Below are 21,177 nucleotides of genomic sequence, written 5' to 3' on the forward strand. Positions count from 1 at the left end.
GGCCGCGTTGCCGGCGTAGTGCTGGTACACGCGGCCGGTGCCGTCGGGCTGCACCAGCACCACGTCGTAGGCGTCGCGTCGCTCGCCGTAGACCGGGCCGTCCATGCCCGGGCTGCCCACCGGCATGCCGGGCACGGCCAGGCCGATGGCTTTGGGCTTCTCGGCCAGCAGGCGGCGGACCTCGCGCGCGTTCACATGGCCTTCGATCACGTAGCCACCGATCAGACCGGTGTGGCAGGAGCCGAATGCGTCGGGCAGACCCAGGCGCTTGCGCACCGCAGCGTTGCCGGTGTCGAACACCTGCACCTGGAAGCCTTCGGCCTGCATGTATTTCACCCAGTCCTGGCAGCAGCCGCAGTTGGGGTCTTTCCAGACCTGCAGCACCGGCGGGGCGGAGGGTGTTTGTGCCCAGGTGGGCATGGCCACGGCTGCGGTGAAAGCCGCGGCTGCGCTGATGAGGGAACGTCGTTGCATGGTGGGCTCCTTGGGTGTCAGGCTTTGGGGGTGACGCGGATGGTGCCGCGCATGCCGGCTTCGAAGTGGCCGGCGATCAGGCAGGCGAATTCGAAGTTGCCGGGTCGGTTGAAGGTCCAGACGATCTCGCCTTGTTGGCCAGCGGCCACGTGTGCCATGTAGGGCTCGTCGTGCTCCATCTTGGGAAATTTTTTCATCATCTCGGCGTGGGCCCTGAGCTCGTCGCCCGTGCCGATCACGATCTCGTGCAGCACGTTGCCCGCGTTGATGGCGCGGATGCGCAACGTCTCGCCCTCGCGCACTTCGAGGTGGTTGGGCACCATTTTCATGTCGTCGCTCATGCGGATGTCCACCGTGCGTCGGGCCCGGGCCGGCTCGCCCGCGATGCCCCAGGGTTTTTGTTCTTTCACCACGGGGCCGGCGGCCTTGCCGTGTTGTTCGCCGTGGGCAAAGGCGCGCGGCAGGGCCAGTGCGAAGGGGAGGGCGAGGGGCAAGGCGAGCAGGCTGCGTCGGGTCTTGAAGGTCATGTGTGTTCTCCGGGAAAGGTTCAGTGGTTGCTGTGGCCGCCGGCGGGCTTGCGCACGGTGGCGGCGGGTGGTGTTGTCGAGGTGGGCGCTGCGGGGCGCGTGGCTGCGGGCGCAGCGCCGGTGTCCACCAGGCGCGCCTGCGTGCCGGGCGGCATCTTGTAGACACCGGGGTCGGTGTAGTCGCCGGCCTTCTGGTCGGCGCGCACCTTGAGCGTGGTGAACATGCCGCCCATCTCGATCGGGCCATACGGCCCGGTGCCGGTCATCATGGGGAAGGTGTTGGCCGGAATTTCCATCTGCATCTCGCCCATGTCGGCCATGCCGCGCTCGCCCATCACCATGTAGTCGGGCACGGCGCGTTGCAGTGGCTTGACCAGGCCGCGGTGGTCCACGCCGATCATGGTGGGCACACCGTGGCCCATGGCGCCCATGGTGTGGTGGCTCTTGTGGCAGTGCATGGCCCAGTCGCCCGGCTCGTCGGCGATGAACTCCAACTGGCGCATCTGGCCCACGGCCACGTCGGTGGTCACCTCGGGCCAGCGCGAGCCCTTGGGCGTGGGGCCGCCGTCGGTGCCGCTCACCTCGAACTCGATGCCGTGGATGTGGATCGGGTGGTTGGTCATGGTGAGGTTGCCCACGCGCACGCGCACCCGCTCGCCCAGGCGCGCCACCAGCGGCGTGATGCCGGGGAACACGCGGCTGTTCCAGCTCCAGATGTTCTGGTCCAGCATGGTGTTGACCTGCGGCGTCATGCTGCCGGGCTCCACGTCGAAGGCGTTGAGCAGGAAACAGTAGTCACGCTGCACGTCGTCGATCAGCGGATGTTTCTGTTTCGGGTGCGTGACCCAGAACCCCATCATGCCCATGGCCATCTGCGTCATTTCATCGGCGTGCGGGTGGTACATGAAGGTGCCGGGGCGGCGCGCGGTGAACTCGTACACAAAGGTCTTGCCCACCGGAATCTGCGGCTGGTTCAGGCCACCCACACCGTCCATGCCGTTGGGCAGGCGCTGGCCGTGCCAGTGGATGGTGGTGTGCTCGGGCAGTCGGTTGGTCACATAGATGCGCACCTGGTCGCCCTCGACCACCTCGATGGTCGGGCCCGGGCTCTGGCCGTTGTAGCCCCACATGTTGACCATGAAGCCCGGCGCCATCTCGCGCACCACCGGCTCGGCCACGAGGTGGAACTCCTTGACCCCGGCGTTCATGCGCCAGGGCGCGGTCCAGCCGTTGAGCGTGACCACCGGGTTGTAGGGCCGGCCCGCGCCCGTCACCCCGGGAGGCGTCCAGGGCGGGGCGGTGTTGGCGGAGGTTTGCTGCACCGGCTCGGGGATGGCGGCCAGCGCCACGCGGCTCACGCTGCTGGCGGCCACCGCGCCCACGGCGGCACCCATGGTGGCGTTGGTGAGCCAGTTTCTTCGGTTCATTTTGTTCATGTCAGTGTCCTGCCGGGGCGTTGGCGGCGCCTGCGCCGGCGGTTGAAGAGGGGTCGGGGCCGGCGTAGTCGGCGCCGGCCAGCAGGGCTTGCCAGTCGGCCTGGGCGCGCCAGTAATCGCGGCGGGCCAGCAGGGCGGTGTCGAGCGACTGCATGCGTTCGCGCGCGCTGGCCAGCAGGTCCCAGCTGCTTTGCAGCATGCCGTTGTAGCGCAGCAGGGTTTCCTGCTCCAGCGCCGCCTGCAGCTGGCCCACCACGTTTTGCGCGTGCAGCGCGCTGGCGTGGCGTGCCTGCAGTTGCGCCCAGGCCTGGCGCGCCATGGAGCGGCGCTCGCCGGCTGCACGCAGCAGCCGGGCCTCGGCGCGGGTGGCGCGCTCCAGCGGGTGGTCGCGCAGCAAGGAGAGGTTGTCGATGTGCGGCGGGGTGGCGGTGGTGCCCGGATCGGGCATGGCCGAGAGCGCGGCGTCGGCCGCTGCTGCCCACACCTGCTTGCGGTCTGCACCGACCGCGCCGAGCTCGCGCTGTGCCTCAACGCGTTGCAGTGCCAGCAGCGGGTCGGCTTGCAGCACCCCGGCTTCCAGCGTGGCCTCGGTGAGACCCGCGCCGGGGGTCGGGCGCGCCGGCGCGGCGGGCAGGTTCTCGGGCAAGCGCTCGCCCAGCTGCGAGACCGCTTTGGCTTCCCACAGGCCGAGCAGTTGCGCCAGACGCTCCAGCGCGGCCAGGGCTTCGCCCTGCGCGTTCACGCTCACCTGCCACGCGCTGGCCTCGGTGAGTTGTTCGCGCATGAGCTTGGCCTGGCTCCAGTTGCCGGCGACCACCATGCGCCGGCCGAGTTCGCTGCCGGTGCGGGTGGCTTCCCACAACTCGCTCATCTGGCGTGCGCTCTGGCGGGTGCTCACCGCGTCGACCCAGGCGCGCTGCACATCGCGCACGTGCCTGGCGTAGGCCACCTGCACCGCACTCTTCTCCAGCGCGTTCATGTCGGCGCGGGTGAAGAGCTCGGGCCGGTGACGCAGCGACTGGCGCAGGGCCTGTGCCAGGTCCAGCGGCGCTGGTTTTGCACCGGTGCCGTTGGGCGCGGGCGCAGCGTTGCCGGGGTTCTGTGCTTCCCAGCGCAACAGGTCGATGTGGCCGCGCGGGAATTCGGCCACACGCTCGTTGGCGCGTTGCCAGATCTCGCGTGCGCGGGCGAGGTCGGCCGGGCGTTCGAGCGCGGCGGCCGAGCCGGTGGGGGGCAGCACCAGCGGAGCTGTTGCCGGTGTGGGCGTCGCCGGATCGGCGGCCTGCAGGGCGCTCGATGTCTGCGCCTGCGCCGACCAGCAGACCGCCGACAGCGCAAGGCCCAAGGCCGCAGCGCGACGTGGGGTGCTCTTCAAAGGCGGTGACAACCGCCGTAAAACCATCATGGGAATCTCCTGAAATCACGGACCAGCGCCCGCTGCAGCACCCTGAACGGGTCGCGGCGGACGCACCTGTGGTGTGTGAACTCAGGAAATGGGTGGCTTGATGCCCTGTTGGGGCTCGCTGCTGGCGAAGCGCTCGGCAGGCACTGCGAGCTGGGTGGAGGCTGCGGGTGGCATCTGCAGCCCGGGTACCGACATGGCCAGGGCCGGCACGTTGCAGACGTCGCAGGCCGTGTGCTGGTGGTCAGCGCCCATGTCGGTGGCTGCAGCGTGTTCGTCGCAGGCGCACTGGGCGTGTGCCTCGCCGTGGCCTGCGCCGTGATCACCCATCGCCATGGTGGCGTGTGCGGGCTGGGCCAGCATGTCCACCGCCATGGCGTCGCCCACCCAGCCGCGCAGGGGCAGCAAGGCGATCATGAGGACGAGGAACCAGTGGCGCATGGGTCGGAATGATACGGACCGAGGCGCTTTGGTTCCATCACCGGCGCCCGATTCCGGTTTTTCAGGCGGGGCAATGCAGCACCAGCGCCTGCAACGGCTGGGTCAGACCGGGGTTGGTCACCACAAAGGCCACCCGCTGCGTGGAGCCGGCGGGCAGCGTGAGCTGCGCACTGCCGCCCTGTGCAGCCTTCCAGGCCGGCACCGGCTGGTACAGGCTCACCACGTGGTCGTGGCGCAGGTCTTCGCCCGCGTTCTCGCCGCGTGTGACCTTGCTCACCAGTCCGTCTTGCAGCACCGCCCAGTAGCCTGCCAGTTCGCCCGCCGGCTCGCTCCCGGGCGCGGCCGCCATCTGCGCGGTGACCACGTTGCCCTGACGGCTCAATCGCAGGGCCGGTGCAACTGCGGCGGGCAGACCGCTCAGGCTGCTGGCGCGCTGGCCGTGCCAACCCCGGTGGTCGCGGCCATTGAGCACGACCTGCGGCGTGTACACGTACTTGCCGCCCAGCGCTTCTTTCAGCTGGTACTGGCGGGCGGTGGTTTCCTTGGTGGCAAACGGGTCGCGCCAGCCCAGGTGGTTCCAGTAGTTCACGTGGAACGAGAGCGCCAGCACGTTGTCTTGTGGTTTGAGGGTGGAGAGCCAGCGGTCGGCCGGCGGGCACGAGCTGCAGCCCTCGGAGGTGTAGAGCGCGACCACAGCCGGTGGCCTGGGTCCCGAGCGCGCCTCGCAGGTCTGGGCTGCCACAGAAACGGCGGCCGAAAGGGCGCCAGCAAGGACAACGAAGCGGGGCAGGGCGGTGGACATGGCCATCTCCAGAGGTGGGAATGGCGGTTGGTCGGCCGCAGGGCCGTGGGCTTACACACAGGCCGACCAGAGGTGGGCGGCGTCAGCGCAGGTCGGGTGCCACGCCGAAGCGCACCGGCTGCGGCACGGGTTCGGGCAGGGTCGCGCGGGCGCTGGCCGCCGGCCTGGTCACCACGGGTGGCAGGACCATGCCGCGCTCCTGCATCACGCTGCGCAGGCGGTCGGGGTGGTCGGTGATGAGGCCGTCCACACCCCAGTCGATGAGGCGTGCCATGTCGGCGGTGTCGTTCACCGTCCACGGAATCACGCGCAGGCTGAGCGCGCGCGCCCGCGCCAGCGTGGCCTGGCTCAGATCGCTGAAATGGGGCGACCAGAGCTTGCCGCCCGCAGCGGCCACCATGCTGGGTGCGTCTTCAAAATCCGCCAGCTTCAGGCCTGAAGTCCAGTCGCCATCGGCCATGGTGTTGAAGCGCGGGAGTTGTGCCGACAGGTACGACAGCGGCAGGCCGGGTGCGAGCGCCTGGCTGGCCCTGAGCACACGCCAGTCAAAACTCTGCAGCGTGGTGCGCGAGGCCATGCCGTGGCCGTTGATCACGGCTGCCACGGCGCGCACAAAGGCCTCGGGTGTGGGCGACTCTTCGGGTCGCTTGGGGTTGAGCTTGAGCTCGATGTTGAAGCGCACGTGGCCCGCGCCCAGGCGCTTGATGCGCTCGAACACGGCGGCCAGTGTGGGAATGCGCTCACCGTCCACCGGCGCCTGGTGGGCGAAGTCGCGTGCGTAGCGGCTGGACGGGTTGATGCGCCCCACATCGAGGCTTGCGATCTCCTCCAGGCTGAGCTGGTTGAAGGGCTTGCCACGCGCCTGCAGCCATTTGCCGTTGGCGTCGCGGGTGATGTCGGGGTTGGGGGTGGTGTCGTGCGAGACCACCGGCACGCCCTCGGCGCTGAGCACCACGTCGAATTCCAGCGTGGTCACGCCGATGGACAGGGCCTGTTCGATGCCGGCGAGCGTGTTCTCGGGCGCCAGCCCCCGTGCACCGCGGTGGCCCTGCGCATCAAAGGCCAACGCAGCGCCGGCGCACCACACCGACAACCCCAGCGCGGTGGTGCAGCTCCAGCGCAGCCAGGAGAGCCGTTGAACGGTGAACGGGGGTTGCGCGGTCATGGAGGCCTCCTTGAGAACCCGCGCATTGTGTCAGCGCCACATGACCCCCACAAGTCAAAAACCCGGTGTTGAAAAGAAGCGTTACGAATCAATGCCCGAGGATCTTGGAGAGGAAGTCGCGGCTGCGTTCGTTCTGTGGACGGGTGAAGAATTCGCCGGGCGTGTTCTGCTCCACGATCTGGCCCTGGTCCATGAAGATCACCCGGTCGGCCACCGCTTTGGCAAAGCCCATTTCGTGCGTCACGCAGACCATGGTGATGCCCTGGTTGGCGAGTTCCACCATCACGTCGAGCACCTCCTTGATCATCTCCGGGTCGAGCGCCGAGGTGGGCTCGTCGAACAGCATGATCCGGGGCGTGAGGCACAACGCGCGGGCAATCGCCACGCGTTGCTGCTGACCCCCGGAGAGCTGCAGCGGGAACTTTTGGGCCTGCTCGGCAATGCGCACGCGCTCCAGTTGCACCATGGCCTTTTCTTCGGCCTCCTTCTTCGGCACCTTGCCGACCCACATCGGGGAGAGCGTGAGGTTCTCCAGCACGGTGAGGTGGGGAAACAGGTTGAACTGCTGGAACACCATGCCGACGTTCTTGCGCACCCGGTCGATGGCCTTGATGTCGTCGGTGAGCTCGATGCCGTCCACCACGAGGCGGCCCTCCTGGTGTTCTTCGAGCCGGTTGATGCAGCGGATCAGGGTGGACTTGCCCGAGCCGGACGGCCCGCAGATCACGATGCGTTCGCCCCGGGCCACGTGCAGATCGATGTCGCGCAGCACGTGGAAATCGCCGAACCACTTGTTGACCTGGTCGAAACGGATGATGGGCTCTGTGGTGTCGTTCATTCAGCGGGCCTTGCCGGCAGAGAGTTGCTTCTCGACCCACAGGCTGTAGCGGGACATGGCGAAGCAGAAAAGAAAATAGACCACCGTGATGAACAGGTAGGCCTCGATCTTGAAGGGGCGCCAGTTCACGTCGGAGTTGAGTGCCAGCGAGAGCGCGCCGGTGAGCTCGTACATCGAGACGATGGTCACCAGCGAGGTGTCTTTGAAGATCGAGATGAAGTTGTTCATGATGCTGGGCACCACCATCGCCAGCGCCTGCGGCAGCACGATCTTGCGCTGCGTCTGCCAGTAGCTCAGGCCCAGCGTGTCGGCCGCTTCCAGCTGCCCTTTGGGAATGGCCTGCAGCCCGCCGCGAACGATCTCGGCCATGTAAGCCGCTGCAAACAGCGTGATGCCCACCACCACGCGCACCAGCACGTCGATGCTCACGCCCTGCGGCATGAATAGCGGGAACATGAACGAGGCCATGAACAGCACCGAGATCAGCGGCACACCGCGGATCAGCTCGATGTAGACGATGCAGGCCGAGCGGATCGCCGGCAGGTGGCTGCGCCGGCCCAGTGCCACCACGATGGCCAGCGGAAACGCCATGAAGATCGACAGCGTGGCCAGCATCACGGTGAGCGGCAGACCGCCCCAGAGGTCGGTGCGCACGCTGGACAGGCCGAGCACGCCGCCACCCATGAGCACGAAGAAGACCGCCATCACCGCCACCCACACCAGCGCCAGCCAGGGCTTCCAGAACGCGCGGATACAGCTCACCACCAGCGCGCCCAGCATGAGACCGGTGGCCAGCACCGGGCGCCAGTGCTCCTCGAACGGGAACCGGCCGAGCAGGATGAGCCGGTATTTTTCGGTCACCACGCCCCAGCAGGCGCCGACACCGCGCGCGCTCTGGCAGGCTTGTGCATCGGCGCTGAAGACGGCATGGCCCAGGCCCCAGCTGTAGAGCCCGGGCAGGAGGTAGGCGGCCAGCCCGAGCAAGAACAGCGATGTGATGCTGCTCTTCACATCCCCGAACAGGTGGGCTCTGACCCAGGGCACGAGGCCACGGGTGCGCACCGGCGATGGCCGCGCAGCGATGGGCACGAAGTGCTGGGTCATCGCTCAACGCTCCTTGATCGCCGTGCGCTTGTTGTACGCATTCATCAACAACGACGTGGACAGCGATGTGCTCAGGTAGACCAGCATGATGATCGCGATGCACTCCACCGCACGGCCGCTCTGGTTGAGCGTGGTGTTCGCAATCGAGACCACGTCGGGGTAACCCACCGCCACCGCCAGCGAGGAGTTTTTGGTGAGGTTGAGGTACTGGTTGGTCAGCGGCGGAATGATCACGCGCATGGCCTGCGGCAGCACCACCAGCTTCATGGTCTGGCCCGGTGCCAGACCCAGCGCGGCTGAGGCTTCCTTCTGCCCCAGGCTCACCGACTGGATGCCGCTGCGCACCACCTCGGCCACGAACGCCGCGGTGTAGAAGCTCAGGCTGATGAGCACGGCCATGAACTCGGGCGAGACGCGGCCGCCACCTTCGATCATGAAGCGGCCCGCCTCGGGAATGGCCCATTGCGTGGGCATGCCACCGGCCAGCCAACCGCCGGTCATGCCCACGAGAACGATGCCCAGCGTGGGCCAGCCGCGCTTGCGCAGGCGACCGGTCTTCTTGAACCGCTCCCACGCCCAGCGGCGCCAGACCCAGGCCAGCAGCGCGCCCGCCACCAGACCGACGAGCACCATGAGGTAGCCCGTGCCCTGCAGCGGCCGGGGAAAGGCAAGGCCGTCCTTGCTCAGATACAACAGGTCGGCCAGGTTCCAGGCGTCGCCGGGCGCCGGCAGCACCTCGACGAAGAGCAGGTACCACATCAACATCTGCAGCAGGATGGGCACGTTGCGAAACAGCTCCACATAGCCGTAGCAGATGCCGCGCACCAGGGCGTTGCGCGAGAAGCGGCCCACGCCCAGCAGCACGCCCAGCACGGTGGTGAGCACGATGCCGATGAGGGCCACGCGCAGCGTGTTGAGCACGCCGACCCAGATCGCCTTGCCGTACGACTCGCTGGGGCTGTAGTTGATGAGGGTCTCGCCGATGTCGAAACCGGCCGAGGCGCCCAGGAAATCAAAACCGCTCTGGATGCCGCGGATGCGCATGTTCTCCTGCGTGTTGTGCGCGAGGAACCACACGCCCAGGCCGATCAGCACGACGGCGAGGGTCTGGTAGATCAGGCCGCGCGCGGCGCGGCTGCGCCAGGACCAGGCGGGTCGTTTGTGCACCGCGTGCTCAGCGAACCGGCATCGGGTACATCAGGCCGCCCTTGCTCCACAGCGCGTTCACACCGCGCGGCAGACCGATCGGGGTGATGTTGCGCTCAAAGGACTCGCCGTAGTTGCCCACGGCCTTGATGGCGCGCACCGCCCAGTCCTTGTCCAGGCCCAGCAGCTTGCCCGTGTCTTCGGTGCCACCGCCCAGCAGGCGCAGTGCGTTGGGGTTCTTGCTGTCGCGCTTCATGGTGTCCACGTTGGCGGCGGTGATGCCCAGCTCCTCGGCTTCCAGCAGCGCGTAGCCGACCCATTTCACGATGGCAAAGAACTCGTCGTCACCGCGGCGCACGGCCGGGCCGAGCGGCTCCTTGGAGATCAGCTCGGGCAGGATCATGTGATCCGCGGGTTTGGCAGCTTCCTTGGAGCGGATCGAGGCCAGCCCCGAGGCGTCGGTGGTGTAGGCCTGGCAGCGCCCGGCGAAGTAGGCGGCGTTGGTGGCGGCCAGCTCGGCGAACACGATGGGGCGCAGGTTGAGGTTGTTGGCGCGCGAGTAGTCGCTCAGGTTGAGTTCGGTGGTGGTGCCGGCCTGCACGCACACGGTGGCGCCCTTGAGCTCTTTCGCACTTTTCACCTTCAGGGCCTTGGGCACCATGAAGCCCTGGCCATCGAAGAAGTTCACGCCGGTGAAGTGCAGGCCCAGGGACGCATCGCGCGTGAGCGTCCAGGTGGTGTTGCGCGGCAGCAGGTCGACCTCGCCCGATTGCAGGGCGGTGAAGCGCTGCGCGGCGTTCAGGGGCACATAGCGCACCTTGTTGGGATCGTTGAGCACGGCGGCGGCCACCGAGCGGCACACGTCCACGTCGATGCCGCTCCACTTGCCCTGGCTGTCGGCTGCGGAGAATCCGGCCAGACCGGTGCCCACGCCACAGACCAGCTCGCCTCGCTTCTTGATCGCGTCCAGGTCCTTGCCCGCGTGGGCCGGCAGGCTGGCCAGGGTGGCCGCAACCCCCAGGCCCAGGGCCGCCAGTGTCGTGCTTGTCTTCGTCATGGGTTCTCTCTCCGTGGTGTTTGAAAGGTGGTCTGGCCTTTTTTAACCCCGGATCGGGGTTGGCGTGCGAAAGCCCTGCCATCGCGCATGGATGCACCATGCAGGTTGCATGCCATTGCCTGTCTTCATGGAGGTCTCTCCCGCGACAAGCGGGGTTTTCATCCCGGCGGGGCGACCCGTATCCTCCGTCTGCAAGACAGAACAACGGAGACAGCGCATGAGCAACAGCAACACGCAGGCGGCCGGGTCGTCCGCGCCGCACCACCGCTTCTGGCCCACACGCCTGCCGCACCGGATCACGCCACCCGCCACTTCGCTGTGGCACAACCTCGCGGTCAGCGCGCTGCGGTTCCCCGACAAGCCCGCACTGGTGTTCTTCGACCGGGTGCTCACCTACCGCCAACTGTTCGATCAGGCCGAGCGGCTGGCCGCGCACCTGCGCGAGCACGGCGTGCAGGACGGCGACCGCGTGATCCTGCTGATGCAGAACTGCCCGCAGTGGGTGGTGGCGCACTTTGCGATTTTGCGGGCCAACGCGGTGGTGGTGCCGGTCAACCCGATGAACCGCAGCGATGAGCTGCAGCACTACATCACCGACCCCGATGCGCGCGTGGCCATCGCTGCGGCCGACCTCGCCGGTGAACTGCTCAAGGCCAACGCGGCGGTGCCCGAGGCCGGGCGACTGCGCCATCTGGTCGTCTCGCACTACAGCGACGCGTACGGCCCTGCGGCCGAGATCCCGCCGGCCTGGAGCGACTGGCTGCACACGCAACACGCCATGCCCGATCTGCCCGGCGGCACGGTGAGCGACTGGGCCCATGCGCTGGCCTGCAGCGGCACCGCACCCGCGCACAACCGAGGCCCCGACGACCTCGCCGTGCTGCCCTACACCAGCGGCACCACCGGTCTGCCCAAAGGCTGCATGCACCCGCACCGCACGCTCATGCACAACGCGGTGGCCGTGGGCATGTGGACCAACAGCACCCCGGAGAACGTGGGCCTGCTGGTGGTGCCCATGTTCCACATCACCGGCATGGTGGCGGGCATGCACGCGAATGTGTACAACGGCGCGACCCTGGTGGTCATGCCGCGCTGGGACCGCGACCTCGCCGGGCAGCTGATCTCGCGCTGGCGCGTGACGCACTGGACCAACATCCCCACCATGGTCATCGACCTGCTGGCCAGCCCGCGCTTCGACCAGTACGACCTCTCCAGCCTGGTGCTGGTGGGTGGCGGTGGGGCGGCCATGCCGCAGGCCGTGGCGCAGCGCCTGCTGGATCAGTACGGCCTGCGCTACTCCGAGGGCTACGGCCTCACCGAGACCGCCGCACCCTCGCACAACAACCCACCCGATCACCCCAAGCAGCAATGCCTGGGCATTCCCTTTCTGAGCACCGAAGCGCGTGTGGTCGACCCGCTCACGCTGCAGGAGATGCCGCAGGGCGAAGCCGGCGAAATCGTCATCTGCGGCCCCGAGGTTTTCGACGGTTACTGGAAACGCCCGGAGGCCACCGAGGCCGCCTTCATCACCATTGACGGCAAACGTTTCTTCCGCTCGGGCGACCTCGGCCGCATCGACGAGGACGGCTACTTCTTCATCACCGACCGGCTCAAACGCATGATCAACGCCAGCGGCTTCAAGGTCTGGCCGGCCGAGGTGGAGGCGCTGATGTTCAAGCACCCGGCCATTGCCGAAGCCTGCGTGATCGCCACCACCGACACCTACCGTGGCGAGAGCGTGAAGGCCGTGGTGGTGCTGCGCGAATCGCACCGCGCCACCACCAGCGAGCAGGACATCCTGGACTGGTGCCGCGAGCACATGGCGGTCTACAAGTGCCCGCGCACGGTGGAGTTTGTGGCCGCCCTGCCCAAGAGCGGCAGCGGCAAGGTGATGTGGCGCTTGCTGCAGGAGCAAGAGAGCAGCAAGGTCGACCCCGCACAATGATGTGATGCCTTCGATTTCCCACATCTTTCACCGCCTCTGGCAACCGCGCCGCAGCCTCTTCTGGCTCATGCTCGGCTTCAACGCGCTCTCCAGCTTCATGGTCGGTTTTCTGCAGTTGAACGACCCGCCCATGGGCATCCGCCTGGTGGTGAGCCTGTTTGCAATCACCAATTCGCTCATCGGCTGGTGGCTCACCGTGCGCCTGTGGCGCGAGACCGATCCGAACCGTCCCCCCGACAACCCTGTTTAGGAAATCCCATGTTCAAAGCACTCGTCATCACCAAGCCCGAGTCGGGCTACCGCTGCGATCTCACCGAGCTGGACGAAGCGCAACTGCCCGCCACCGGCGATGTGACGGTGCGCGTGGACTACTCCACCGTCAACTACAAGGACGGCCTGGCCATCACCGGCAAGTCGCCTGTGGTGCGCAGCTTCCCCATGGTGCCGGGCATCGACTTCGCAGGCTCGGTGACGCAGAGCGACCACCCGAAATGGAAAGCCGGTGACCGTGTGCTGCTCAATGGTTTTGGCGTGGGCGAGAACCACTGGGGCGGCCTGTCGCAGATGGCGCGCGTCAAGGGCGACTGGCTGGTGGCCCTGCCCGACACCTTGAACGAACGCGATGCCATGGCGCTGGGCACGGCGGGTTACACCGCCATGCTGTGCGTGATGGCGCTGCAGCGGCATTGGGCAGACGCGGGTGTGGCCCCCGGCAGCGGCGAGGTGCTGGTGACCGGCGCCAACGGTGGCGTGGGCAGCGTGGCCATTTCGCTGCTCGCGGGTCTGGGCCACACGGTGGTGGCCTCCACCGGCCGCCCGCAGGAAACGGCGTACCTCAAGTCGCTCGGCGCCGCTGCGGTGATCGACCGCAACGAACTCAGTGCGCCCGGCAAACCGCTGCAGAAGGAGCGCTGGATCGGTGTGGTGGATTCGGTGGGCAGCCACACCCTGGCCAACGCCTGCGCCAGCACGCGCTACGGCGGCGCCGTGGCGGCCTGTGGCCTGGCCCAGGGTATGGATCTGCCGGCCAGCGTGGCGCCTTTCATCTTGCGCGGCGTCACGCTCTGCGGCATCGACAGCGTGATGGCGCCGATGGCGCGGCGCGTGGCCGCCTGGGACGCGCTGGCCAAAACCCTCAACCGCGAGCAACTCGCCGCCATCACCACCGAGATCGGTCTGGCGCAGGCCATCGGCGCGGGCAGCGACATCCTGGCGGGGCAGGTGCGCGGGCGCCTGGTGGTCAACGTCAACGGCTGATGCAGACGCTCACGCCGTGTTACAAACCGGGTCGGTAGTGCGGGAATACGCATCCCTCGAATGCGTTGTGTTGGTCAACATCTCAAACAAGAAGTACCCACCCGATGCGCATCTTCTCCACCATCCTGGACACCGTCACGCAGCGGCTCATGAGCGAGCCGGTGCGCCACGATCCCGCCGCACTCTCCCGCATCCGCCGCGCCATGATCGACCTCATGCCCAAGGACGCCAACTGGGAAGACGAACGGCTGCGCCACCGCCTGCTGGTGGCGGTGGACCCCACGAGCCTGTGGTTCCTGCGGGTGGAGTTGCACCAGCGCCTGGGCCGTTCGGTGGGTGAAGAGGTGGCACTGGAGAGCGTGCAGGCGCTGTGGCCCTTGTTTGAAGACAGCATCGAGCCCGCACTGCTGGGCAAGCGCCCCGGAAGGCGCAGCAACAACCAGCGCGGCGACACGCCCCCCGGTCGCTGACCGCTCAGAGCGGCCCGCTCACCGTGCCCTGGTAGGCGTGCCAGGTGGCGTGGCCCAGCACAGGCCCCACCACCAGCAGGCCCAGAAACAGCGGCAGCATCGCCAGACCCACCAGCAGCGTGATGAGTGCGCCCCACAGCAGCATCACGCCCGGGTTTTGCAGGCAGGCCCTGATGCTGGTGAGTCCGGCTGAGATGGCGTCGACCCGGCGGTCCAGGATCATCGGGATCGAGACCACGCTGGTGACGAAGATCAGGCCGGCAAAGGCACCCCCCACCACCGTGTAGGTGATCAGGAACGACAGGTTGTCGCGGTCGAGCAGCTGGCTCAGCAGGTTGGCGGTGGACGGCATGGTGTTGAAGGTCACGGCAAACACCACCAGCGAAGCCCGGCCCCACAGCATCTCCAGGATGAGCAGCACCCCCGCAAAGATGGCCATGGTGCCCTGGGTGGGCCGCCACGCCAGCAGCGAGGCGCGCAGCGACGGTTGCTGCCCGGCTTGCAGCGCGCGGCTGGCGTCAAACAGCCCCAGGCACAGGAACGGCCCCACCAGCAGAAAGCCCGCGCTCAGCGCCAGCACATAGGCCGGTGCAGCGCGAAACACGGCGAGCAGCGCGTGGCCCATGAGGAAAAAGCACAGGCCGTAAAAGAGCCCGATGCGCGGGCAGCGCACAAAGTCGGCCCAGCCCAGGTGCAACCAGCGCAGCGGATCGCCTGCGCTCAGGTCGGCGATCTTCAGGTCGAACACCGAGGCTGGTCGCGGTGGCTCGGGTGGACGTTCGGTGGCAGGCAATCCCTCGCTCATGGTGGTCTCCTCGTTCCTGGGTGATTTAACCACCGGGGGCCACCGCTAAACTGCCGCCCCATGACCAGCGAATTCCAGCCTCCGTACATTCCCCTTGATCAGGTCGAGGCGTCCCTCAAGTCCACCGGGTTCGCGCTGCTCAGCGCCGCCAGCGTGGCCGAGTGGCTGCCCGCCAGCGCCGCCGAACTGGATGCCCTGCACGCCGGTTGGGACCACCTGCCGCCCGACGCGTATCTGAAGGACGGCGGGCGCTACCGAAGCCGGCGCCACAGCTGCTTTGTGGTGGAGGGCGATCATGTGGCGCAGTCGCCCCACCGCGCGCACTGGCAGCCACTGGAATACAACGCCCTGCACGGTGGCATGCAGCGCTGGTTCGAACCCATGGAGCCGGCGGTGGTGGCGCTGCCGGCGTGGAGCCGACTGCTGGTCCGCCTGGGCGAAGCCGCCAGTGCATTGCGTGGCCAGCAGCCCTGGTTTGTGGAAGCCCACCCGTTTCGCATCGACACCACCGACGGCATCGGCCGGCCCACGCCCGAGGGTGCGCACCGCGACGGCGTGGACCTGGTGGCCGTGTTCATGGTCGCGCGCCACGGCATCAAGGGCGGCGAGAGCCGTGTGTTCGAGGCCAACGGCCCGGGCGGCCAGCGTTTCACGCTGCGCGAGCCGTGGTCGCTGCTGCTGCTGGACGACGCGCGCGTGATCCACGAAAGCACGCCGATCCAGCCGCTGGAGGGCGACGCACTGGGCTGGCGCGACACGCTGGTGGTGACCTGTCGCTCGGGTGGTTTTCAGGGCGATTGATCCGGCTCCCGGACGCCGTCCGAAACCTGCAGGTGGCGCACCGGCATGCCGACGATCATCTTGTTGGGCAGAAAAACGTCTTCGCCCAGGGCGGTTTGCACTTTGGTGGTGAACATGCCCAGCATGACCACCGTGCCTTCGGTGTCGCCGATCCTCACGCGCTGGCCCACGCGCAACGAGTGCGAGTACATGAGACTCAGGCCCGCGAAGGCCTGACCCACGGCGCTGGAGGCGCCCAGCGACAGCATCAACCCGGTCATGACCGAGAGCGCCTTGAACGCTTCGGTGTCCGCCCCGGGCAGGTAGGGGTAGGCCATGGCCACCGCAAACAGCCAGAGCAAGGCGTCGCACAGGCGGCGGGTCGGCAGGGCAGCGTGGGCGTCGAGCCAGGCCAGCTCGATGTCGCCACTTTGCACCCGTTGCATGAAGGCCGCGTTGGCTCTGGACACCATGCGTGCGATCACGAAGATGAGGCCGGCCACCGCCAGACCGGGCACCGATGCAATTGCAGCGCTGACGAAATGGTGCAGCACCTCGACCAGCCAACTGGAGTACATCTCGCCCCAGGGCCGCGTCCACGCGAACTGCATCAGAACGAAGGTGATCCAGGCGTCCACGGTCAGCACCACCGCACCCCATGCCAAGGCGTTTGCCGCCAGCCGGCAGATGACGTGGGCGTGTTCGGAGAGGGCCATCACCAGACGGGAGCGGCGGCTGGCTGTTCCAGGGCTTCGCAGGGCCGCGTGCAGGCGCTTGACTGCGAGCCCGCGCAGCCACAGGGTGGTGCGCACCAGCAGCCAGGCCGCGAGGCTGGCGCCCAGGCAGATCGCCAGGTCGGCCGTGATGCGCAGGCGGTCGCGCAACTGTGCCGCCTCAACCACCGCTTTCTCCAGCCGCAGCTGCACGTCGCGCGTGGCGGGTGGCAGCGCAGCCTCGGGTCGGGGCGTGCCTGCGTCGGCTGCGACCAGAAAGAACACCGTGCGGCCGTTCACCTCGAAGCGCACCGAATCGCCCGCGGCGCTGTGGGTCACCGTGGCGGGCGTGGAGGTCGAGGCCTGCAGGGCCTGCGCCAGCGCGGCGCCGGCCAGTTGCACCCGGTCGGCGGGTGAATCGCCGAGCAGCGTGGTGCGAAAGGTGACGATGTGCCGGTTGTTGAGGTACAGGGCACCCGAGGTTCCGGGGTCGTGGGCCACGCCAGCCGGGCGTGGCGTGAAGACGGTCAGCGGATGGGCAGACGCGAGGCCGCTCAGGAGCACAAGAGAGCCCGCCAGCACGGCGCGTGTGGATGAAAAGAACCAATGTCTGCGCACGAGGATTTCCCGCTGGACGATGCGCGCAAGGTTTGCACAGCGCGTTGCAGGGCGCCAGCCGGTGCAGACCGCAGGCGGTTGGCCGCAGGCGCTTCGTTGCCCGGTGCGCCGGTGCAGGTCAGCGGCGGATCGCGTTGGGGAAATACAGCGCGGTGAGGCTGCGGCTGTGCACTGGCGAGAAGTCGTCGCCCACCACGGTGGTGCCGCTGCCGTAGCGGCGCCATTCGCGCACCCAGTGCAGCTGGTCGCACACCTCGGCCAGGCCCACGGTCTCGCGGTCGCCGATCAGGATGCCGTGCACGCGCAGGGCCAGCCGCTGCTTGGCGTTGCGCAGTTGGGCCAGTGTGTGGTGGGTCACGCCGAACTCGCCGTCGCTCACGATCAGCACGTCGGCCTCCTGCCACCCGGTGGTCTGCACCAGTTCGATGGCGCGCTCCATCGGCGTCTGCACGTCGGTGCCGCCATCGAAGCTCTGGCCCATGAGATCGAGCAGGTTCGACAGGCCCTCGGCGTCCATCGCCATGTCGCGTTCCAGCAGTTCGTCGGGTCCGCCAAAGGCCACCAGGCGGCAGGCGCGCCGGCCCGCGTGTGCGCTGCGCAGCGCTTGCAGCACGCAGGCCTTGGCCACGTTCTCCGGCGCGCCGCGCATGGAGCCCGAGGTGTCCAGGCACACGATGAGCGGGCCGCGCCCGGCGTGCGTGCTGGCGCGGCGCCGGGCCTGCAACCCGGGCTGCGGCAACGGGCGTTGCGACTGCTCGCGCGCGCGGTCGTCGTAGGTGAGCAGCTGGGCTTCGGCAAAGCGCGCACGCCACAGCCGGCGCAGCACCGGGTGGGTGAGGTTGAGGCTTTCGCCACCGGTCATGCGCGCCAGCGTGCGCGAGCGGCGCACGCCATCCACGGCGGTGGGCTCGGGTCGGCGCTCGTCTTCGTCAGCCGGGTGGCGCGCGGCGGGCATCGGGTCGTGTGCATCGGGCTGGGTGGTGAGTGCGGGCGGGTGCCGAGCCTGCTCGCGCCGGCCCACGCCGTCAATGAAGCGCGCGAGTTGCGGCAGGCGCTGCAGCAGTTCACCGATGCGCCGGGCTTCGCCCCATTCGCGCCGGCTCAGGTGGCCTTGCAGATCGTCCCAGCGCAGGTGCGCCAGATCGCCGAGTGACTGCAGCAGCGAAAGCACCTCGTCCCAGCCCTGGCGCTGCACGTCCCAGCTGTCTCTGAATTCGCCTCGCATGCGCGCTATCGCCTGTGCGCGCGGCTCATCGGCCGGGCGGTCGATCAGGCTGTCCAGGTGCCACAGCAGGCTTTGCATCACCTGGCGTGTGAGCGGCGCGCTGCCTTGCGTGAGGGTGAGCAGCTCCAGTTCCACCAGCAGGGGCCGCAGCGCCTGCGTGGCGGCGGCGTCGCCGAAGTCCTCGGTGGTGTCGGGCAGGGCACCGGCCAGCAGGGCGTCCATCCAGCGCGCCATGTGGGGCAGGCGCGCGGCGGGCTGGCCGCTGCTGCACACCACGGCCCAGCGCCAGAGTTCGCGGGGCAGGGTGTCGAGGTGGTGGTAGGGGGCTGAGCCTGTCGAGGCCCTCATGGGGATTCCCAGGTCACCGGTGCAGGCAGACCTGTCAGAGCCTCGTCAACCGGCAGGCCTGCAAACCCGGTGCGTGTGGTCTGCAGCTGCGCCAGCAGCGCCGCCACGCTGGCGCAGCGGCCGAGATGCACGGCCTCGATCTGCGCCAGCCACGACGGTGGCAGCCAGTCGTGCGCCCGCGCGGGCTCCAGCACCGTTTGCGCGATGCTGCCCAGCTCGCCGTGCAGATCGGCCAGGCGGGCCAGCAGTTCGTCGGTTTGCGCCACGCGCGCTTCAATGTGCACGGGGCTGTAGCGCCGCTGGGCGCGCTCGCTGGTCAGGCGCACCATCTCGCTCTCGCCAGCGGTGGGGCCAGCGATGGACTTGGCCAGCGCCACCTTGCCGGCGCTGTCGTCCTGCGCGTCGGCGGGCGCGCGGCGTTCGATGTCGAGCTGCTGCTCGAACGCCGTGACCGCACGCTCCAGACCGTCCAGCGGCAGGGGCGCGGTCTGTGCCACGCGGTGCATGAAAAACTCGGTCCAGCCTGGTACGTGCTCGGGGTCGGCGGCCAGCACAAAGGGCAGCAGCCACAGGTCCCAGTCGGCAACCTCAGACACGTTGCGGCTGGCGGCTTGCAGTTTCAGCAGCTCCACCAGCTGGCGCCAACGCCGGTCCGACACCGACTGCCCCGTCTGCGTGGCGTGCTGCCGCGCCTGCACGAGCAGCCCGAGCACGGTCTCGTCCAGCGCCATCTGTGGCGCCCGTTCGCGCAGGGCATCGAGCCGTTGGTGGTCGATCAGCGCCTGGGGTGGTGGTGCGCCGGGGCTGGCCACGCTGGTCTGCAGCAGCGCGGCAAAGTGCGCGTCGTCCACCGGCTGCACCGGCACGCGCAGCAGAAAGCGGTCGTAAAACGCGAGCAGGCTCTCATCCTGGGGCTGCTCGTTGCTCGCGCCCACCAGGCACACCAGCGGCGCTGGCAGGCGCTGGCTGCCGTTGTCGAACTGGCGCTCGTGCAGCAGACCCAGCAAGGTGTTGAGGATGGCGGAGTTGGCCTTGAACACCTCGTCCAGAAAGGCCACCTCGGCGCTGGGCAGGTAGCCCTCGGTCAGGCGCTCGTAGCGGTCGTCTTCAAGGGCGCGCAGCGACAGCGGGCCGAAGAGTTCTTCGGGCACGGTGAAGCGGGTGAGCAGGCGTTCGAAGTAATGCGCGCCGGGCAGCAAGCGCTGCAGCCGGCGCGCCAGTTCGCTCTTGGCGGTGCCTGGCGGGCCGAGCAGCAGCACGTGTTCACCGGCCAGCGCGGCCAGCAGCAGCGCGCGGGCGGCCACGTCGCGCTGCAGCAGGCCGCGCTCGAGTTCGGCCAGGGCAGGTGCCCACATGCGGGTGGAGACAGAAGCGTTTTGAGGCATGGCGGTCATTCTGCCGCCCGGCCTTCAAACGCGCTCAAAGATCGCCGCAATACCCTGACCGCCGCCGATGCACATGGTCACCAGTGCATAGCGACCCTGCACCCGGTGCAGTTCGTGGATGGCCTTGACCGTGATCAGTGCACCGGTGGCGCCAATCGGGTGACCGAGCGAAATGCCCGAGCCGTTGGGGTTGACCTTGGCCGGGTCCAGGCCGAGGTCGCGTGTGACGGCGCAGGCCTGTGCGGCGAAGGCTTCGTTGGCCTCGATCACGTCCAGGTCCTTCACCGTGAGGCCGGCTTTCTCCAGCGCGATCTTCGTGGCGGGCACCGGGCCGATACCCATGTACTTGGGGTCCACGCCAGCGTGCGCATAGGCCACCAGACGCGCCAGCGGCTTGGCGCCGCGCGCCTTGGCCGCACCGGCTTCCATCAGCACCACGGCCGCTGCCGCGTCGTTGATGCCCGAGGCGTTGCCGGCGGTCACGGTGCCGTTCTCTTTCAGGAACACCGGCTTGAGCTTGGCCATGTCGTCCAGCGTGCAGTCGGCGCGGAAGTGTTCGTCGGTGGCCCAGGACACGTCGCCTTTGCGGCTCTTGAGCACCACCGGCACGATCTGGTCCTTGAACCGGCCTTCTTCGGTGGCGCGCTGCGCGCGGTTGTGGCTTTCCACCGCGAGCTTGTCCTGGTCGTCGCGGCTGATGCCCCATTTGGCCGCGATGTTCTCGGCGGTCACGCCCATGTGGATGGTGTGGAAGGGGTCGTGCAGCGCACCGACCATCATGTCGATCATCTTGGTGTCGCCCATGCGGGAGCCCCAGCGCATGTTGAGGCTGGCGAACGGGGCACGGCTCATGTTTTCTGCGCCGGCGCCGATGGCCACGTCGGTGTCGCCCAGCAAGATGCTTTGCGACGCCGAGACGATGGCCTGCAGGCCCGAGCCGCACAGCCGGTTGACGTTGAAAGCGGGCGTGCCCTCGGCGCAACCGCCGTGGATGGCGGCCACGCGCGAGAGGTACATGTCTTTGGGTTCGGTGTTGACCACGTGGCCGAACACCACATGGCCCACGTCCTTGCCGTCCACGCCGGCACGGGCCAGCGACTCGCGCACGACCAGCGCCCCGAGTTCGGTGGGCGGCTGGTCTTTCAGGCTGCCGCCAAAGGTGCCAATGGCGGTGCGCACGGCGCTGACGACAACAACTTCTCTGCTCATGGGATGTCTCCTCGGGGTTGGGGTGGCCGA

Annotated in this window: 20 protein-coding genes and 1 pseudogene; 5 read left to right on the forward strand and 16 right to left on the reverse strand. The window is 68.2% G+C overall.

The window, feature by feature from the left end:
• Nucleotides 1-15: 15 nt before the first annotated feature.
• The 11 genes and pseudogenes from ACN4F8_RS07805 to ACN4F8_RS07855 all read right to left on the reverse strand — a co-directional run.
• Nucleotides 16-474 (reverse strand): annotated as a pseudogene (locus tag ACN4F8_RS07805) (DUF411 domain-containing protein); the annotation flags it as partial.
• Nucleotides 475-491: 17 nt separating this feature from the next.
• Complete coding sequence (locus tag ACN4F8_RS07810) at nt 492-1,001, reverse strand: cupredoxin domain-containing protein (RefSeq protein WP_419473033.1); 510 nt, start codon at nt 999-1,001, stop codon at nt 492-494.
• A gap of 20 nt (nt 1,002-1,021) precedes the next feature.
• Entirely contained in the window at nt 1,022-2,428 is a 1,407-nt protein-coding gene (locus ACN4F8_RS07815; protein WP_419473086.1) for a multicopper oxidase family protein, read from the reverse strand.
• A 10-nt stretch (nt 2,429-2,438) separates the two neighbouring features.
• Nucleotides 2,439-3,842, reverse strand: coding sequence for a hypothetical protein (locus ACN4F8_RS07820; protein WP_419473034.1), 1,404 nt, complete (start codon nt 3,840-3,842; stop codon nt 2,439-2,441).
• Between the two features lie 81 nt (nt 3,843-3,923).
• Nucleotides 3,924-4,256 (reverse strand): hypothetical protein, encoded by a 333-nt coding sequence (locus tag ACN4F8_RS07825; RefSeq protein ID WP_419473035.1) that lies wholly within the window; start codon nt 4,254-4,256, stop codon nt 3,924-3,926.
• A gap of 85 nt (nt 4,257-4,341) precedes the next feature.
• On the reverse strand, nt 4,342-5,082 hold the full coding sequence (locus ACN4F8_RS07830; RefSeq protein WP_419473036.1) for a DUF1223 domain-containing protein: 741 nt from the start codon (nt 5,080-5,082) through the stop codon (nt 4,342-4,344).
• A gap of 82 nt (nt 5,083-5,164) precedes the next feature.
• Nucleotides 5,165-6,247: a glycerophosphodiester phosphodiesterase gene (locus ACN4F8_RS07835; RefSeq protein ID WP_419473037.1), complete on the reverse strand. Its 1,083-nt coding sequence runs from the start codon at nt 6,245-6,247 to the stop codon at nt 5,165-5,167.
• 88 nt (nt 6,248-6,335) lie between these two features.
• Nucleotides 6,336-7,085: an amino acid ABC transporter ATP-binding protein gene (locus ACN4F8_RS07840; protein ID WP_419473038.1), complete on the reverse strand. Its 750-nt coding sequence runs from the start codon at nt 7,083-7,085 to the stop codon at nt 6,336-6,338.
• Entirely contained in the window at nt 7,086-8,189 is a 1,104-nt protein-coding gene (locus tag ACN4F8_RS07845; RefSeq protein WP_419473039.1) for an amino acid ABC transporter permease, read from the reverse strand.
• A 3-nt stretch (nt 8,190-8,192) separates the two neighbouring features.
• The gene (locus ACN4F8_RS07850) at nt 8,193-9,356 is read right to left on the reverse strand and encodes an amino acid ABC transporter permease (protein ID WP_419473040.1); all 1,164 of its coding nucleotides are present in this window, start codon (nt 9,354-9,356) and stop codon (nt 8,193-8,195) included.
• Nucleotides 9,357-9,363: 7 nt separating this feature from the next.
• Nucleotides 9,364-10,392, reverse strand: coding sequence for an amino acid ABC transporter substrate-binding protein (locus tag ACN4F8_RS07855; RefSeq protein WP_419473041.1), 1,029 nt, complete (start codon nt 10,390-10,392; stop codon nt 9,364-9,366).
• 217 nt (nt 10,393-10,609) lie between these two features.
• Here ACN4F8_RS07855 and ACN4F8_RS07860 point away from each other — a divergent pair, with 217 nt between their 5' ends.
• The 4 genes from ACN4F8_RS07860 (at nt 10,610) to ACN4F8_RS07875 (ending at nt 14,064) form a co-directional block, all read left to right on the forward strand.
• Nucleotides 10,610-12,337: a long-chain fatty acid--CoA ligase gene (locus ACN4F8_RS07860; RefSeq protein ID WP_419473042.1), complete on the forward strand. Its 1,728-nt coding sequence runs from the start codon at nt 10,610-10,612 to the stop codon at nt 12,335-12,337.
• Nucleotides 12,338-12,341: 4 nt separating this feature from the next.
• The gene (locus tag ACN4F8_RS07865) at nt 12,342-12,587 is read left to right on the forward strand and encodes a hypothetical protein (protein ID WP_419473043.1); all 246 of its coding nucleotides are present in this window, start codon (nt 12,342-12,344) and stop codon (nt 12,585-12,587) included.
• A gap of 8 nt (nt 12,588-12,595) precedes the next feature.
• The gene (locus ACN4F8_RS07870) at nt 12,596-13,594 is read left to right on the forward strand and encodes an MDR family oxidoreductase (RefSeq protein ID WP_419473044.1); all 999 of its coding nucleotides are present in this window, start codon (nt 12,596-12,598) and stop codon (nt 13,592-13,594) included.
• A 104-nt stretch (nt 13,595-13,698) separates the two neighbouring features.
• The gene (locus tag ACN4F8_RS07875; protein WP_419473045.1) at nt 13,699-14,064 is read left to right on the forward strand and encodes a hypothetical protein; all 366 of its coding nucleotides are present in this window, start codon (nt 13,699-13,701) and stop codon (nt 14,062-14,064) included.
• 4 nt (nt 14,065-14,068) lie between these two features.
• On the opposite strand, the gene ACN4F8_RS07880 is transcribed toward ACN4F8_RS07875, so the two are convergent.
• Nucleotides 14,069-14,869 carry a DUF2189 domain-containing protein gene (locus ACN4F8_RS07880; RefSeq protein ID WP_419473046.1) on the reverse strand — a complete coding sequence of 267 codons (801 nt, stop codon included), beginning with the start codon at nt 14,867-14,869 and terminating at the stop codon, nt 14,069-14,071.
• Between the two features lie 60 nt (nt 14,870-14,929).
• Between ACN4F8_RS07880 and ACN4F8_RS07885 the strand changes: the two genes are divergently transcribed.
• Complete coding sequence (locus ACN4F8_RS07885; protein ID WP_419473047.1) at nt 14,930-15,670, forward strand: 2OG-Fe dioxygenase family protein; 741 nt, start codon at nt 14,930-14,932, stop codon at nt 15,668-15,670.
• On the opposite strand, the gene ACN4F8_RS07890 is transcribed toward ACN4F8_RS07885, so the two are convergent.
• From ACN4F8_RS07890 to bktB, 4 genes are all read right to left on the reverse strand, one after another.
• Nucleotides 15,658-16,980 (reverse strand): mechanosensitive ion channel domain-containing protein, encoded by a 1,323-nt coding sequence (locus tag ACN4F8_RS07890; protein WP_419473048.1) that lies wholly within the window; start codon nt 16,978-16,980, stop codon nt 15,658-15,660. The two genes, ACN4F8_RS07885 and ACN4F8_RS07890, sit on opposite strands and share 13 nt — an antisense overlap.
• A gap of 118 nt (nt 16,981-17,098) precedes the next feature.
• Nucleotides 17,099-18,553: a VWA domain-containing protein gene (locus tag ACN4F8_RS07895; protein WP_419473049.1), complete on the reverse strand. Its 1,455-nt coding sequence runs from the start codon at nt 18,551-18,553 to the stop codon at nt 17,099-17,101.
• Entirely contained in the window at nt 18,550-19,938 is a 1,389-nt protein-coding gene (locus tag ACN4F8_RS07900) for an AAA family ATPase (RefSeq protein WP_419473050.1), read from the reverse strand. The genes ACN4F8_RS07895 and ACN4F8_RS07900 overlap by 4 nt, the downstream gene beginning before the upstream one ends.
• A 24-nt stretch (nt 19,939-19,962) precedes the next feature.
• Nucleotides 19,963-21,147 (reverse strand): beta-ketothiolase BktB, encoded by a 1,185-nt coding sequence (gene bktB / locus ACN4F8_RS07905; protein WP_419473051.1) that lies wholly within the window; start codon nt 21,145-21,147, stop codon nt 19,963-19,965.
• Nucleotides 21,148-21,177 lie beyond the last annotated feature (30 nt).

The organism is Hydrogenophaga sp., from assembly GCF_048549895.1.
Lineage (GTDB): Bacteria > Pseudomonadota > Gammaproteobacteria > Burkholderiales > Burkholderiaceae_C > Hydrogenophaga.

What these genes read in the sequence shown, in the direction of transcription:
- ACN4F8_RS07810 (WP_419473033.1), bottom strand. Translation starts at nt 1,001, where the DNA reads ATGACCTTCAAGACCCGACGCAGCCTGCTCGCCTTGCCCCTCGCCCTC.
- ACN4F8_RS07815 (WP_419473086.1), bottom strand. Translation starts at nt 2,428, where the DNA reads ATGAACCGAAGAAACTGGCTCACCAACGCCACCATGGGTGCCGCCGTG.
- ACN4F8_RS07820 (WP_419473034.1), bottom strand. Translation starts at nt 3,842, where the DNA reads ATGATGGTTTTACGGCGGTTGTCACCGCCTTTGAAGAGCACCCCACGT.
- ACN4F8_RS07825 (WP_419473035.1), bottom strand. Translation starts at nt 4,256, where the DNA reads ATGATCGCCTTGCTGCCCCTGCGCGGCTGGGTGGGCGACGCCATGGCG.
- ACN4F8_RS07830 (WP_419473036.1), bottom strand. Translation starts at nt 5,082, where the DNA reads ATGTCCACCGCCCTGCCCCGCTTCGTTGTCCTTGCTGGCGCCCTTTCG.
- ACN4F8_RS07835 (WP_419473037.1), bottom strand. Translation starts at nt 6,247, where the DNA reads ATGACCGCGCAACCCCCGTTCACCGTTCAACGGCTCTCCTGGCTGCGC.
- ACN4F8_RS07840 (WP_419473038.1), bottom strand. Translation starts at nt 7,085, where the DNA reads ATGAACGACACCACAGAGCCCATCATCCGTTTCGACCAGGTCAACAAG.
- ACN4F8_RS07845 (WP_419473039.1), bottom strand. Translation starts at nt 8,189, where the DNA reads ATGACCCAGCACTTCGTGCCCATCGCTGCGCGGCCATCGCCGGTGCGC.
- ACN4F8_RS07855 (WP_419473041.1), bottom strand. Translation starts at nt 10,392, where the DNA reads ATGACGAAGACAAGCACGACACTGGCGGCCCTGGGCCTGGGGGTTGCG.
- ACN4F8_RS07860 (WP_419473042.1), top strand. Translation starts at nt 10,610, where the DNA reads ATGAGCAACAGCAACACGCAGGCGGCCGGGTCGTCCGCGCCGCACCAC.
- ACN4F8_RS07865 (WP_419473043.1), top strand. Translation starts at nt 12,342, where the DNA reads ATGCCTTCGATTTCCCACATCTTTCACCGCCTCTGGCAACCGCGCCGC.
- ACN4F8_RS07870 (WP_419473044.1), top strand. Translation starts at nt 12,596, where the DNA reads ATGTTCAAAGCACTCGTCATCACCAAGCCCGAGTCGGGCTACCGCTGC.
- ACN4F8_RS07875 (WP_419473045.1), top strand. Translation starts at nt 13,699, where the DNA reads ATGCGCATCTTCTCCACCATCCTGGACACCGTCACGCAGCGGCTCATG.
- ACN4F8_RS07880 (WP_419473046.1), bottom strand. Translation starts at nt 14,869, where the DNA reads ATGAGCGAGGGATTGCCTGCCACCGAACGTCCACCCGAGCCACCGCGA.
- ACN4F8_RS07885 (WP_419473047.1), top strand. Translation starts at nt 14,930, where the DNA reads ATGACCAGCGAATTCCAGCCTCCGTACATTCCCCTTGATCAGGTCGAG.
- ACN4F8_RS07895 (WP_419473049.1), bottom strand. Translation starts at nt 18,553, where the DNA reads ATGAGGGCCTCGACAGGCTCAGCCCCCTACCACCACCTCGACACCCTG.
- ACN4F8_RS07900 (WP_419473050.1), bottom strand. Translation starts at nt 19,938, where the DNA reads ATGCCTCAAAACGCTTCTGTCTCCACCCGCATGTGGGCACCTGCCCTG.
- bktB (WP_419473051.1), bottom strand. Translation starts at nt 21,147, where the DNA reads ATGAGCAGAGAAGTTGTTGTCGTCAGCGCCGTGCGCACCGCCATTGGC.